The organism is Streptomyces sp. NPDC054047 (assembly GCF_055585065.1).
In genome coordinates, this window is record NZ_JBVJKV010000009.1 from 1 (window position 1) to 12,762 (window position 12,762).

Genomic DNA, 12,762 nt, shown 5'->3' on the forward strand with positions numbered 1-12,762 from the left:
GTTGATAGGCCAGATCTGGAAGCCCGGCAACGGGTGGAGGTGACTGGTACTAATAGGCCGAGGGCTTGTCCTCAGTTGCTCGCGTCCACTGTGTTAGTTCTGAAACAACGAACAGTTGTGTCGGCTGAACAGCTACACCACTTAATTGAAGAGTGTGCTTGTTCGCTGCCCTGTTTGAGATCCCGCTTTGCGGCGGGATATTTCATAGGGTTTCGGTGGTCATAGCATGAGGGAAACGCCCGGTTACATTCCGAACCCGGAAGCTAAGCCTCATAGCGCCGATGGTACTGCAGGGGGGACCCTGTGGGAGAGTAGGACGCCGCCGAACAATCTTTGGAGGACCCCTGGTCCCAGCGTCCACGCTGGGACCAGGGGTCCTTTTTGTTTTGTCGAAGCGCGCCGGCTACCCGGCTGCGCAAGAATGACTGCGGTACCGAAGACTAGGAGTCACCGATGTCCACCAACTCTCCCGACGAGCGACCGGAGCGCGAGCAGCGCGGCCGGGACGGTGGCGACCGGGGCGGAAACCGTGGCGGCGCACCGCGTCGCGACAACGACCGCAGTGGCGGTGGGCGTCCTCCGTTCCGCCGCGACGACCGCCCCACCTCCGGTGGCCCCCGCCGTGACGACCGTGACCGGGGCGCCCCTCGTCGTGACGACAACCGTGGTGGCAGTGGTGACCGCGGTGGCTTCCGTCGCGATGACAACCGTGGTGGTGGCGGTGACCGTGGCGGTTTCCGTCGTGACGACAACCGTGGTGGTGGCGGTGACCGCGGTGGCTTCCGCCGTGACGACAACCGTGGTGGTGGCGGTGACCGTGGCGGTTTCCGCCGCGATGACAACCGCGGCGGCGGCGATCGTCCTCCGTTCCGTCGTGACGACCGCTCGACCTCCGGCGCTCCGCGTCGTGACGACCGTGGCGGCGGTGACCGTCCCGCGTTCCGTCGTGACGACAACCGTGGCGGCGGTGGCGACCGTGGCGGTTTCCGCCGCGACGACAACCGTGGTGGCGGTGGCGACCGGGGCGGCTACCGCGGGCGTGACGACCGTGGTGGCGGCGATCGTCCTCCGTTCCGTCGTGATGACCGCTCGACCTCTGGTGCTCCGCGCCGTGAGGACCGTGGCGGCGGCGGTGACCGTCTTCCGTTCCGTCGTGATGACCGCTCGACCTCCGGCGCTCCGCGCCGTGACGACCGTGGTGGCGGCGACCGTCCGCCCTTCCGTCGTGACGACCGGCGGGATGACCGTCGTGACGACCGCGGTGACGACCGCGGTGGCGACCGTGGCGGCTTCCGTCGTGACGACAACCGTGGTGGCGGCGACCGTCCCGCGTTCCGTCGTGACGGCGACCGTCCGGGCTTCAAGCGCGACGACAACCGTGGCGGTGGAGACCGCGGTGGTTTCCGTCGCGACGACAACCGTGGTGGTGGCGGCGATCGCGGTGGTGACCGGGGTGGCTTCCGTGGGCGCGACGACCGCCGTGACGATCGGCGCGACGACCGACCCCGTGGTGGCGACCGGCCTGCTTTCCAGCGTGACGACAACCGTGGTGGCGGCGACCGTCCCCCGTTCCGCCGTGACGACCGGCGTGACGACCGCGGTGGTGACCGTGGTGGCTTCCGGCGTGATGACCGTGGCAGCGACCGCGGGGGCGACCGTCCCGCGTTCCGTCGTGATGACAACCGTGGTGGTGGCGGCGATCGCGGTGGTGACCGTGGTGGCTTCCGTGGGCGTGACGACCGTGGACCGCGGCGTGACGACAGCCGTGGCGGTGGCGGGTTCCGTGGGCGCGACGACCGGCGTGACGGCGACCGCGGTGGGTACCGCGGACGTGACGACCGTGAGCGCGAGCCCATCAAGCGGCTGCCGATCCCGGACGACGTCACGGGCCACGAGATCGACAAGGACGTACAGCAGGAGCTGCAGAGCCTTCCCAAGGGGCTCGCTGAGGACGTCGCCAGGAACCTGGTGATGGTCGCCAACCTCATCGACGACGACCCCGAGCAGGCGTACGCCTACGCGCGGATCGCGCTGCGGCTCGCCTCGCGCGTCGCCGCCGTACGGGAGGCCGCCGGCTTCGCCGCGTACGCCACCCAGAAGTACAGCGAGGCGCTGTCCGAGTTCCGTGCCGCCCGTCGGATGACCGGCAGCGTCGAGCTCTGGCCCGTCATGGCGGACTGCGAGCGCGGTCTTGGCCGGCCCGAGAAGGCGCTGGACATGGCCGGTGCGCCCGAGGTGCAGAAGCTGGACAAGCCGGGGCAGGTCGAGATGCGTCTCGTCGCCGCCGGCGCGCGGCGTGACCTGGGGCAGATCGATGCCGCCATCGTCACCCTGCAGGGTCCCGAGCTCGGGTCGAACTCCGTCCAGCCCTGGACCGCGCGACTGCGGTACGCGTACGCCGACGCGCTGCTCGCCGCCGGGCGTGAGGACGAGTCGCGCGAGTGGTTCGCGAAGGTCATCGAGTCCGACAAGGACGGCAGCACCGACGCGTCGGACCGTCTCGCCGAGCTGGACGGCGTCGAGTTCGTCGACGTGATGGACGACGACGAGGTGGCGCCGGTCGCGGAGCCCGTGGTCGGCGACGTCACGCCTGCCACCCCCGTCCAGGAGGAGCACGACGAGGACGAGGACGAGGACGAGAGTGACCTGGACGACGATGAAGAAGACGATGAAGAAGACGACGAAGACCGCAAGGTCTGAGCGTTGACCTAGTCGCAGACAACGGGCGGGACCCCACCAGGGGTCCCGCCCGTTGTCGTATGTGCGCTCTGCGCGAGGTTCAGAAGTCGAGGCTGCGCAGGACCAGGCCCGATGCCGGCTTCGGGCCGAAGGACGTGGACTTGCGGGGCATCGTGACCCCCTGACGGGCCAGGTCGCGTACGACCTCTTCGCGGACCGGGTGCATCAGGACGGCCGTACCGCCGTCGCGTTCCGCCTTCTCCACGGTCGCCGCGGTGTCGTGGATGTACGCGATGTGCTCCGGGGCGTCCGGGATCTGCCAGATGTGGTCCAGGAGCGTGGCGTGCAGGACCGTCGCGTCCAGGGTGCGCCAAGCCTCCGGAGGGTTGGCCGGAATCGTACGGGCGAGGAGGTCCGGGGACGGGCGGTCGATGAGGTGGAAGCCGCCGTCACCCGCGAGGAGGAAGGCGTTGCTCTCGGCCGCGGCCTCGCCCAGGGCTTCGAGGGCGTTCGGCAAGGGGCCGTCGACGGCGCGTACGCGGAAGGATTCCTTGATGGCCGCGAGTGCGTCGGGGACCGGGAGGCGGTGCAGGTAGCGGTGGATGGAGCGGACCCGGAGGGGGTAGTGGACGGTGTCCACCAGGAGGACAAGGCCGTAGTCCCAGGGGCCGGCCGTCGTGTGTTCGGAGCGCAGCCGGAGGCTGGTCGCCCAGCGGTGGTGCCCGTCCGCGATCAGGGCCTGGTGGTGCGAGAGATCTGACTGGATCTCGGCGATGTCGGCGGGGTCCGTGACCGCCCACAGGCGGTGGTGGAAGCCGTCCTCCGTGGTCGTCGACAGGAGGGGCTCGGTCACCACGGTGCGCTCGACGACGGCCGTCGCGCCCGTGGCGTCGCCGTTCGAGCGGTAGGTCAGGAGCAGCGGCTCGAGGTTGGCGCTCGTCGCGCGCATCAGACCCGCGCGGTCCTCCACGACGTGGGACATGACGCCCTCGTGGGGCAGGACGATGCCGTCCGCCGCCTCCGACAGGCGCAGTGCGCCGATGATGCCGCGCTGGAGGATTCCGGCGTCGCGCTGCTCGTAGACGTAGAGGCTGGGCTCCGGGTCGGGCGCGAGGATGCCCCGGGAGAGCCAGGCGTGCAGGGTCTCGGCCGCCTGTTCGTTGCGGGCCGCCGGGGTTATGGCCTGGGGGAGGATCAGCCGGACGATGTTGTGCGGGTCGGCGGACTCCAGGTGCAGCAGGCCGTCGGGCCGTACGACCACGTCGTACGGCGGCGACGTCACGGCGGCAAGGCTGCCGACCTGCTCGGGGACGTAGCGCACGCCTCGGAACGGGATCAGGTCGAGGCCTTGGTCGTCGGTGTGACCCGCTGTGTTCATTGCTGCATCGTATGTGTGTCCGTGGCATGAGCGATGATCGGGGGAGTGAGATCGACAGAGGAGCGATGTGTAATGAGCCAGACCATCAGGACACGGCCCGAAGGCAGCCGAAATGTGCTGAGCGAGGCCTATGACACGGCGCTGCTCGACCTGGACGGGGTGGTGTACGCGGGCGGTCACGCGATCGCGCACGCCGTCGAGTCGCTGGGGACGGCCCGCGCGGGCGGCATGCATCTCGCGTACGTGACGAACAACGCGCTGCGTACGCCGGACGCGGTGGCCGAACATCTGACGGAGCTCGGCATCCGGACCGGTGCCGCGGACGTCATCACGTCCGCGCAGGCGGCGGCGCGCCTGGTGAGCGAGCAAGTGCCCGCGGGCGCGCGGGTGTTGGTGGTCGGCGGCGAGGGGCTGCGGGTCGCGCTGCGGGAGCGTGGGCTCGAGCCGGTGGAGTCGGCGGACGACGGTCCGGTGGCGGTCGTGCAGGGGTACGGCGGTCCGGACATGGCGTGGGGGCGGTTCGCCGAGGCCTGTTACGCGATCGCGCGCGGGGTGCCGTGGTTCGCGTCCAACACGGACCTGACGATTCCCGGTGCGCGGGGCATCGCGCCCGGCAATGGCGCCGCGGTCGAGGTCGTACGCATCGCGACGGGCGCGGAGCCGCAGGTGGCGGGCAAGCCGCTGCCGCCGATGCACCGCGAGACGATCCTGCGGACGGGCGCCGAGCGGCCGCTGGTCGTGGGGGACCGGCTCGACACGGACATCGAGGGCGCGTTCAACGGCGAGGTGGACTCGCTGCTCGTCCTGACCGGGGTCACGGACGGCGCCCAGCTGCTCGCGGCCCCGCCCGAGCACCGCCCCACGTACGTGGACGCGGACCTGCGCGGCATGCTCACCGGTCAGCCCGAAGTGACCCCGGCGGAGGGCGGCTTCGGCTGCGGCGGGTGGACGGCGTCGGCGCGGGGGCAGGAGTTGGTGCTCGACGGCGAGGGCGACGCGATGGACGGGCTGCGGGCGCTGTGCGCGGCGGCGTGGACGGAGGCGGGGGACGGGGCGTGCGCGCTGGACGGGGAGAAGGCGTTGTCGCGCCTGGGGGTGTAGCTCTCCCGGGCCTGCCCGCCCGTACGCTTGCCCGCACGCACGCACGCACGCACGCTTGCCCGCCCCACGCTTGCCCGCCGCACGGCGAAGCCCCGACCGGCATGTGGTCGGGGCTCCGGCGGCGCAGGGGCCAGGTCAGGCCGTTTCGTTGCGGTCGATCAGCTCGTCCGTGGTGGTGCCCTTGCGCCAGTAGCCGGAGAACGAGATCCGCTTGCGGTCGAAGGCGCGGTCGCTCACCAAGTGGCGGCGGACCGCCTTGACCGTGGCGGACTCGCCCGTGACCCATGCGTACGGGGTGCCCGAAGGCAGCTCCGCGGCGCGGATCGCCGACGTCGTCGAGCCCTCCTGCGTGAGCCAGGTGATCTCGGCGTCGGCCTTCGTGGGCAGCTCCTGCTGGTCCGCGAGGTCGTGCACCTCGATCCAGACGCGGGTCGGCGTGGCCGGCGGGAGCGTCTCGAGGATGGCCGCCACCGCCGGGAGCGCCGACTCGTCGGCGGTCAGGAGGACCCAGTCGGTGTCCTGCGGCGGCCTGAAGTCGTACGCGCCGTTCTCGTCCTCGATCGGGGCGAGCACGCCGATGCGGGCGCCGGGCCCCGCGGACCGCGCCCAGCTGGTGGCCGGGCCGTCGGAAGGCGAGGGCGTCGCGCCGTGGACCGCGAAGTCGACGATCAACTCGTCCGGATCGCGGCGCAGTTCACGCGTGGTGTAGGTGCGCATGATGCCCCGGACGTCGGGATCGAGGGCGCACCAGTCGGCGTACCAGTCGGCCGCGTCCCCGCCGGTGGTGTCCGGCATCACCGGGGCGTCCTGGCCCGGGTGCGGCAGGAAGACCTTGATGCGCTGGTCGCGGCCCGCCGAGGCCATCCGCGCCAGGTCGGCGCCGCCGAGGGCCACGCGGATCATGGACGGGGTGACGTACTCGGTGCGCAGTACGTGGACATCGAAGAAGTGGTACGGGGATGCGGTCATCAGGTGAGCCTCTTCGACTTCTCGATGGCGGTGGCGAGTCGTTCGAGCACGGGTGCGTAGCCGGCGTAGCTGTAGCGCTCCTCCATCGACCAGGGCACGGTCTGATCGGCCTTGACGGCGGGGAGCAGCTCCCAGGTGGGTTTCTCCGCGAGCTGCCCGGGGGTCAGCGCGGACTCACGGTTGTCGATCATGATCAGGTCGGCGTGGTACTTGTCGGCGTTCTCCCAGCTGAGGAACTCCCAGAAGCCCCACTCGTCGACCTTCTTGCCCTCGACGAACTCGACGCCGAGGTCCTTGAAGTAGTTCAGGTCGCAGTAGGAGTCCGGCACGGCGACGTAGAACTGGTCGGCGTCGCCGGTCATCGCGAGGACCTTCAGGCCGGGGTTGGCCTTCGCCGCCTTGCGCAGCCGGCGCTCGGCCTTGTCGAAGCGGGCCTTGGCGGCCTTCACCTTCGCCGTCTCCAGGTCCGCGCCGAGGGCTTCGGCGAGCTCGGTGTAGCGCTTCAGCGGGTCCAGGAGCGAGGTCCGGGCGCCCTTGATGCCGACGGTGGGCGCGAGAGCCTCGATCTTCTTGGTGCTGTCCTCGGGGACGAACCAGAGGGCGGGCGGCGGGAACATGTTGCTGATCAGGAGGTCGGGGTCCAGGCCCGCGTACTTCTCGATGTTGAACTGGTTGAAGGACTGGCCCAGGCTGGTCAGTTTGTCGACATCGAGGTCGCCCGCCTGCGGGTTGGGCTTGCCGTCCACCGGCTTGGAGGGGCCGAAGACGCCGGTGCACTCGATGCCGTAGTCGTGCAGGGCGGCCGCCGTGCTGACGTAGGCGACGATGTTCTTCGGGGTGTGGTCGACCTTGGCGGTCCTGCCGCGGTCGTCCTTGAAGCTCCAGGGCTTGGAGCCCGCGCTGGAGCCCGCGCTCTTCTTCCCGGACCTCTCGTCGCTCCCGCAGGCGCTGAGCAGGGCGCCGATGCCGAGGGCGCCGCCGGAGGCGAGCAGGCCGCGGCGGGACATGCCTCTGGAGGCGAGGGGGCGGTGGGTGGTGGACATCAGGCTGCCGCCTTCTTCGACTTGTCGACGGCTGCCGCGAGCCGCTCGATGAGCGGCGCGTAGCCGGCGTGACTGAACTGGGCCTCGTTGTGCCAGGAGATGACCTGGCCGGCCCCGACCGCGGGGAGTTTCGCCCAGGTGGGCTTGGACTTCTTGAGCTCGGCGGGCTGGAGGTTGCCCGTCCGTCCGTCGACGAGGATCAGATCCGCCGCGTACCTGTCGGCGTTCTCCCAGCCCAGCTCCTGGAAGAAGCCGCCCTTGGCCGTCTTCGCCGGGGTGACGAACTCGACGCCCAGGTCGGCGTAGTGGCGCAGGTCGGTGAAGTCGGCCGGATCGCCCACGTAGAGCAGGTCGGCCTGCGCAGAGACCGCCATGACCTTGAGGCCGCCTCGGGCCTTCGCCGCCTTCGCGGACCTGCGCAGGGTCTCGTTGGCCGCCTCGAAGCGCTTCTTCGCGGCGGTGACCTTCTCCGCCGCGAGGTCGGCGCCGAGGGATGCGGCGAGTTCGGCGAAGCGGCCGATCGCCTGGGTCAGGGAGGTCCTGCCGGTGAGGATGCCGACGGTGGGTGCGAGCGAGGTGATCTTCTTGGCGGATTCCTCGGGGACGTACCAGAGCGTCGGTGACGCGTTCATCGTGCTGACGAGGAGCTCGGGGCGGAGCTTCGCGTACTTCTCGATGCTGAACTCGCCCCAGGTGTTGCCGATGACGGTCACCTTGTCGACATCGAGGTCGGCGGCCTGTACGTCGGGTTCGCCGTTCTTCAGCTTCGTCGGGCCGAAGACGCCGGTGCACTCGACGCCGAGGTCGTGCAGCGCGGCGGCGGCGCCGATGTAGGCGACGATGCGGCGCGGGCGGTTCGCGGCCTTCGCGGTGGTTCCGCGGTCGTCCCCGAAGCTCCAGGCCGAGCCTCCGCCTGACGATTTCGCGCCGTCGCCGCCTCCGCCGCATGCTGTCAGGAGTCCGCCGACACCGAGGGCGCCGCCCGCACCGAGCAGACCACGACGGGTCAGGGCGGGAGGTATCGGGCGGCGGGCACGCATCGGTGGTGCTTCTCTCGTCGAAGTCAAGTGCGAGGGTAGGCTAACCTAACCTGGTGTTGGTCGACAGTCCCCCCGAAGCCAGCGCGGAGACCGCCCCCGCGCCACCCAACCGCCGTGCGATACGCAGCGCCGGGCTCCTCGTCTCGGTCTGTGTGCTGCTGCTCGTCGTCGTGGCGAGCATCGCGGTCGGTGCCAAACAGATGTCCCTCGACCAGGTCTGGCACGGTCTCTTCCAGGACACCGGGACGTACGGCGATGTCGTCGTCGGGGAGCGGCTCTCGCGGACGCTGCTCGGCGTGCTCGTCGGTGTGGCCCTGGGCCTGGCCGGCGCCGTCCTCCAGGCGCTGACGCGCAACCCGCTGGCCGACCCGGGACTGCTCGGCATCAACCTCGGCGCCTCGGCCGCCGTCGTCACCGCCATCAGCTTCTTCGGCGTCACCTCGCTGAGCGGCTACGTGTGGTTCGCCTTCGCCGGAGCGGCGGTCGTCGGCGCCGCCGTCTACGTCCTCGGCGGCACGCGCAACGCGACCCCGGTGCGCCTCGCGCTCGCCGGAACCGCGATGAGCGCCGCGCTCTACGGCTATCTCCAGGCCGTGATGATCACGGACAACGCCGCGCTCAACAAGATGCGCTTCTGGACGGTCGGCTCCCTGGCCTCGGCCAAGACCGAGACCATCCTTCAGGTCCTGCCCTTCCTTGTGATCGGCATCGTGCTCGCCCTCGGCCTCGCACGGCCGCTCAACGCCATGGCCATGGGCGACGACACCGCCCGCGCGCTCGGCGCCCATCTCAACCGCACCCGCGCCCTGTCCATGGCCGCCGCGACCCTGCTCTGCGGGGCCGCGACCGCGGCCTGCGGGCCCATCATGTTCGTCGGCCTGATGGTGCCGCACGTCGTGCGCTCCTTCACCGGACCCGACATGCGCTGGATCCTGCCGTACGCGGCGATCCTCTCGCCGGTGCTGCTGCTCGGCGCCGACGTCATCGGACGCGTCGTCGCGCGGCCCGCGGAACTGCAGGTCGGCATCATCACCGCGTTGATCGGGGCACCGGTCTTCATCTTTCTCGTACGACGGCGGAGGCTGGCTCAGCTGTGAAGGCGATACGCACCCGGGGCGGGCTCAGCTTCCGCCTCGACGTCCGCACGGCCGTGGTCGTCGCCGTGCTCATCGTGGCCGCGCTCGCTGCGAGCGTCGTCCTGATCGGCACCGGCGACTTCTACATCCCCACGGCCGACGTCATCCGCACCCTGCTCGGCAACGGAGACGCCGGGCAGGAGTTCATCATCAACGACCTGCGGCTTCCGCGGGTCATCGTCGGCCTCCTGGTGGGGGCCGCGCTCGGACTCGGCGGCGCGATCTTCCAGTCCATCTCGCGGAATCCGCTGGGCAGTCCGGACATCCTCGGCCTCGGGCAGGGGTCCACCGCCGGGGCGCTCATCATGATCGTCCTCTTCCAGGGCAGCGCGGCGCAGGTCGCGGGCGGCGCCCTCGTGGGCGGTCTGGTGACCGGCTTCGCGATCTACGTGCTCGCCTGGAAGCGGGGGGTGCACGGCTTCCGGTTCGTCCTGGTCGGCATCGGCGTCTCCGCCTTCGTCACCGCGATCAACGGCTATCTGCTCACCAAGGCGGACCTCGTCGACGCCGCGCGCGCCGTCGTCTGGATGACCGGCTCGCTCAACGGCCGGGACTGGGAGCAGGTCTGGCCGCTGCTCATCCTGTGTGCGATCCTCGTGCCGCTCGTCATGGCCTACGCCCGTCCGCTGCGGATGCTGGAGATGGGCGACGACGTCGGCTACGCGCTCGGCGTGCCCGTCGAGCGCACCCGCATCGTCCTGATGGCCTCGGCGGTGCTGCTCACCGCGGCCGCCACCGCCGCGGCGGGCCCCGTCAGCTTCGTCGCGCTCACCGCGCCGCAGCTGGCCAGGCGGCTCACCCGCTCGCCTGGGCCCAACCTGATGCCCGCGATGTTCATGGGCGCCACCCTGCTGATCGTCGCGGACTGGGCCTCGCAGCGGGCCTTCGGCGCCGACCAGCTGCCCGTCGGCGTGGTCACCGGCGTGCTCGGCGGCATCTATCTGCTGTGGCTCCTGGTCATCGAGCGCAAGGCGGGGCGCATATGAAGACGCGCACGGCCACGAACACGAACACCTCTCAGAGCACCGACAGGCAGGAGCGTGCCGCAGTGAACCGGCTCATCGCGGACGACGTGACCCTTGGCTACGACCAGCGCGTCATCGCCGAGAAGTTGTCCGTCGAGATACCCGACAACTCCTTCACGGTGATCGTCGGACCGAACGCCTGCGGCAAGTCCACCCTGCTGCGCGCCCTGTCCCGGATGCTCAAGCCCTCGGCCGGCCGTGTCCTGCTGGACGGCAGCGTCATCCAGTCGATGCCCGCGAAGAAGGTGGCACGGACGCTCGGCCTGCTCCCGCAGTCCTCGATCGCGCCCGACGGGATCACGGTGGGCGACCTGGTGGCCCGCGGCCGCTACCCCCACCAGGGGCTGCTTCGGCAGTGGTCGGCGGAGGACGAGCGGATCGTGGGCGAGTCGATGGCGTCGACCGGCGTCGCCGAACTGGCCGATCGCTATGTCGACGAACTCTCCGGCGGACAGCGCCAGCGCGTCTGGATCGCGATGGCGCTCGCCCAGCAGACCCCGCTGCTGCTCCTGGACGAGCCGACGACGTACCTCGACATCCAGCACCAGATCGACGTGCTCGACCTGTGCGCCGACCTCCACGAGGAGCAGGGCCGCACGCTGGTCGCCGTCCTGCACGACCTCAACCACGCGGCCCGGTACGCCACTCACCTCATCGCCCTGCGCGACGGCGCGGTCGTGGCCGAGGGCGCGCCGTCCGACGTCGTCACGACGGAGCTGGTGCGGGACACCTTCGGGATGGACTGCCAGATCATCGAGGACCCGGAGTCGGGGACACCGCTGGTGGTGCCCGCGGCGCGCCGTGGCCGCAAGAAGCCCGCGGCCGGGACGGTGGCCGACGCGGGGGCTAGAGCAGCGACCTGAGGCGGAGCATGTCGCGCAGGCCCGCCTCCAGCTTGACCCGGCCGGAGGCCCAGGCCTTCGCGAAGTTCAGCTCGCCGTCCACCAGCGCCACCAGGTCGTCGCCGGACATGGCGAGGCGGATCTCGGCCTTCTCCCGAGGAGCGCCGGGATGCGTGTCGAGCACCGTGATCCGGCCGTTCTGGAGGCGGCCCGTGAAGGTCACGTCGAGATCCGTGATGCGGCAGCTCAACGAGCGGTCGAGCGCGGCAGCGCCGCGCACGCCGTCTTCGGCGCCCGCCAGGTTGTCGCTGAGTTTGTCGAGCGCCGTACGGCACTCTTCGATCGTCGCCATCGTGATCGACGGTACCGCAGCGCTTCGAGGTAGCGTCGTGGCATGAACGACTCGATGCCGGGCCCCGAGCCTGAGCCGGTGGAGCCCCTGGCCCCCGAGGCCGAGGCGGAGACGTACGACCCCGTGGGGCCCGCGCCCCTGGGAGTGGAGCGTGTCCCGACCGGTGACGCGGAGGTCGACGGCCTGCTGCGGCGGCTCGGCGACGCCGACCACCTCGCCACGGACGGCCACATCGAGGTGTACGAGGATGTACACCGGGGACTGCGGGACGCGCTGACCGCGCTCGACGCACGCCCCGGGCCGCCGGCGCCCTCGCCCATGGGGACGCCCGCGGCTTCGTCCCAGCACTCACCCCCGTACAACAGGAGCTGAACAGAACGTGGCAGGAGTGGCACGCCGCCGCCTCGACGCCGAACTGGTCCGCCGCAAGCTGGCGCGCTCGCGCGAGCACGCGAGCCAGCTGATCGCCGCAGGCCGGGTGACCGTCGACAAGAACACCGCGACGAAGCCCGCGACGCAGGTGGAGACCGCCGCAGCCATCGTGGTCGCGACCGACGACAGCGATCCCGACTACGTCTCGCGCGGCGGCCACAAGCTGGCGGGCGCGTTCGCCGCGTTCGTGCCGCAGGGTCTGGTCGTCGAGGGGCGGCGCGCGCTCGACGCGGGCGCCTCCACCGGCGGCTTCACCGATGTGCTGCTGCGCGCCGGTGCCTCGGGCGTCGTCGCCGTGGACGTCGGGTACGGGCAGCTCGCCTGGTCGCTGCAGAGCGACGACCGGGTCACCGTCAAGGACCGCACGAACGTACGGGAGTTGACGCTGGAGACCATCGACGGCACCCCTGTCGACCTGGTCGTCGGCGACCTCTCGTTCATCCCGCTCGGCCTGGTGCTTCCCGCCCTCGTGCGGTGCGCCGCGCCGGACGCGGACCTGGTCCTGATGGTCAAGCCGCAGTTCGAGGTCGGCAAGGAACGCCTGGGCACCGGCGGTGTCGTGCGCAGCACGGAACTGCGGGCCGACGCCGTACGCGGTGTGGCGCGCCAGGCATGGGGGCTCGGGCTCGGTGTGCGTGGCGTGACTGCGAGCCCGCTGCCCGGGCCTTCCGGAAATGTCGAGTACTTTCTGTGGCTGCGTGCCGGGGCGCCCGAACTCGACCCGGCGGACGTTGACCGTGCCGTGGCGGAGGGGCCCCGTTGACT

Annotated in this window: 12 protein-coding genes, 1 rRNA gene and 1 pseudogene; 9 read left to right on the forward strand and 5 right to left on the reverse strand. The window is 70.8% G+C overall.

The features are described from left to right. Nucleotides 1-211 precede the first annotated feature (211 nt). From rrf to ACZ6ZP_RS28725, 3 genes and pseudogenes are all read left to right on the forward strand, one after another. Nucleotides 212-328, forward strand: a 5S ribosomal RNA gene (gene rrf, locus ACZ6ZP_RS28715). Between the two features lie 575 nt (nt 329-903). Then, nucleotides 904-1,728: pseudogene (locus ACZ6ZP_RS28720) on the forward strand (hypothetical protein); the annotation flags it as partial. A gap of 135 nt (nt 1,729-1,863) precedes the next feature. Next, nucleotides 1,864-2,700 (forward strand): tetratricopeptide repeat protein, encoded by an 837-nt coding sequence (locus tag ACZ6ZP_RS28725; protein WP_361469960.1) that lies wholly within the window; start codon nt 1,864-1,866, stop codon nt 2,698-2,700. A 79-nt stretch (nt 2,701-2,779) separates the two neighbouring features. Here the strand turns inward: ACZ6ZP_RS28725 and ACZ6ZP_RS28730 are convergent, their stop codons facing one another. Further along, nucleotides 2,780-4,057: a DUF1015 domain-containing protein gene (locus ACZ6ZP_RS28730; protein WP_469408895.1), complete on the reverse strand. Its 1,278-nt coding sequence runs from the start codon at nt 4,055-4,057 to the stop codon at nt 2,780-2,782. Nucleotides 4,058-4,129: 72 nt separating this feature from the next. Here ACZ6ZP_RS28730 and ACZ6ZP_RS28735 point away from each other — a divergent pair, with 72 nt between their 5' ends. After that, on the forward strand, nt 4,130-5,158 hold the full coding sequence (locus ACZ6ZP_RS28735; protein ID WP_469408896.1) for an HAD hydrolase-like protein: 1,029 nt from the start codon (nt 4,130-4,132) through the stop codon (nt 5,156-5,158). Nucleotides 5,159-5,293: 135 nt separating this feature from the next. Here ACZ6ZP_RS28735 and ACZ6ZP_RS28740 read toward each other — a convergent pair whose 3' ends face one another. The 3 genes from ACZ6ZP_RS28740 to ACZ6ZP_RS28750 are packed head-to-tail and all read right to left on the reverse strand — an operon-like array spanning nt 5,294 to nt 8,210. Then, nucleotides 5,294-6,127 carry a siderophore-interacting protein gene (locus ACZ6ZP_RS28740; RefSeq protein ID WP_361469853.1) on the reverse strand — a complete coding sequence of 278 codons (834 nt, stop codon included), beginning with the start codon at nt 6,125-6,127 and terminating at the stop codon, nt 5,294-5,296. After that, nucleotides 6,127-7,170: an ABC transporter substrate-binding protein gene (locus ACZ6ZP_RS28745; RefSeq protein ID WP_469408897.1), complete on the reverse strand. Its 1,044-nt coding sequence runs from the start codon at nt 7,168-7,170 to the stop codon at nt 6,127-6,129. Before ACZ6ZP_RS28745 ends, ACZ6ZP_RS28740 begins: the two co-directional genes overlap by 1 nt. Then, on the reverse strand, nt 7,170-8,210 hold the full coding sequence (locus tag ACZ6ZP_RS28750; RefSeq protein WP_469408899.1) for an ABC transporter substrate-binding protein: 1,041 nt from the start codon (nt 8,208-8,210) through the stop codon (nt 7,170-7,172). Before ACZ6ZP_RS28750 ends, ACZ6ZP_RS28745 begins: the two co-directional genes overlap by 1 nt. Before the next feature lie 53 nt (nt 8,211-8,263). Between ACZ6ZP_RS28750 and ACZ6ZP_RS28755 the strand changes: the two genes are divergently transcribed. The 3 genes from ACZ6ZP_RS28755 to ACZ6ZP_RS28765 are packed head-to-tail and all read left to right on the forward strand — an operon-like array spanning nt 8,264 to nt 11,234. Continuing rightward, nucleotides 8,264-9,307 carry a FecCD family ABC transporter permease gene (locus ACZ6ZP_RS28755; RefSeq protein WP_351171169.1) on the forward strand — a complete coding sequence of 348 codons (1,044 nt, stop codon included), beginning with the start codon at nt 8,264-8,266 and terminating at the stop codon, nt 9,305-9,307. After that, nucleotides 9,304-10,332, forward strand: a complete 1,029-nt coding sequence (locus tag ACZ6ZP_RS28760; protein ID WP_351171172.1) for a FecCD family ABC transporter permease — start codon at nt 9,304-9,306, stop codon at nt 10,330-10,332. Before ACZ6ZP_RS28755 ends, ACZ6ZP_RS28760 begins: the two co-directional genes overlap by 4 nt. Continuing rightward, entirely contained in the window at nt 10,329-11,234 is a 906-nt protein-coding gene (locus tag ACZ6ZP_RS28765) for an ABC transporter ATP-binding protein (RefSeq protein ID WP_351171175.1), read from the forward strand. The genes ACZ6ZP_RS28760 and ACZ6ZP_RS28765 overlap by 4 nt, the downstream gene beginning before the upstream one ends. On the opposite strand, the gene ACZ6ZP_RS28770 is transcribed toward ACZ6ZP_RS28765, so the two are convergent. Then, on the reverse strand, nt 11,218-11,565 hold the full coding sequence (locus tag ACZ6ZP_RS28770; RefSeq protein ID WP_361469860.1) for an alkyl sulfatase C-terminal domain-containing protein: 348 nt from the start codon (nt 11,563-11,565) through the stop codon (nt 11,218-11,220). The two genes, ACZ6ZP_RS28765 and ACZ6ZP_RS28770, sit on opposite strands and share 17 nt — an antisense overlap. A 42-nt stretch (nt 11,566-11,607) precedes the next feature. On the opposite strand from ACZ6ZP_RS28770, the gene ACZ6ZP_RS28775 reads away from it, so the two are divergent. Then, nucleotides 11,608-11,937 (forward strand): hypothetical protein, encoded by a 330-nt coding sequence (locus tag ACZ6ZP_RS28775; protein WP_351171181.1) that lies wholly within the window; start codon nt 11,608-11,610, stop codon nt 11,935-11,937. Between the two features lie 7 nt (nt 11,938-11,944). Continuing rightward, nucleotides 11,945-12,760, forward strand: a complete 816-nt coding sequence (locus ACZ6ZP_RS28780; RefSeq protein ID WP_351171184.1) for a TlyA family RNA methyltransferase — start codon at nt 11,945-11,947, stop codon at nt 12,758-12,760. Nucleotides 12,761-12,762 lie beyond the last annotated feature (2 nt).

Excerpts from the sequence above, each read along its gene's own strand:
- ACZ6ZP_RS28740 (WP_361469853.1), bottom strand. The coding sequence starts at position 6,127 with ATGACCGCATCCCCGTACCACTTCTTCGATGTCCACGTACTGCGCACC.
- ACZ6ZP_RS28770 (WP_361469860.1), bottom strand. The coding sequence starts at position 11,565 with ATGGCGACGATCGAAGAGTGCCGTACGGCGCTCGACAAACTCAGCGAC.
- ACZ6ZP_RS28745 (WP_469408897.1), bottom strand. The coding sequence starts at position 7,170 with ATGTCCACCACCCACCGCCCCCTCGCCTCCAGAGGCATGTCCCGCCGC.
- ACZ6ZP_RS28730 (WP_469408895.1), bottom strand. The coding sequence starts at position 4,057 with ATGAACACAGCGGGTCACACCGACGACCAAGGCCTCGACCTGATCCCG.
- ACZ6ZP_RS28735 (WP_469408896.1), top strand. The coding sequence starts at position 4,130 with ATGAGCCAGACCATCAGGACACGGCCCGAAGGCAGCCGAAATGTGCTG.
- ACZ6ZP_RS28765 (WP_351171175.1), top strand. The coding sequence starts at position 10,329 with ATGAAGACGCGCACGGCCACGAACACGAACACCTCTCAGAGCACCGAC.
- ACZ6ZP_RS28750 (WP_469408899.1), bottom strand. The coding sequence starts at position 8,210 with ATGCGTGCCCGCCGCCCGATACCTCCCGCCCTGACCCGTCGTGGTCTG.
- ACZ6ZP_RS28775 (WP_351171181.1), top strand. The coding sequence starts at position 11,608 with ATGAACGACTCGATGCCGGGCCCCGAGCCTGAGCCGGTGGAGCCCCTG.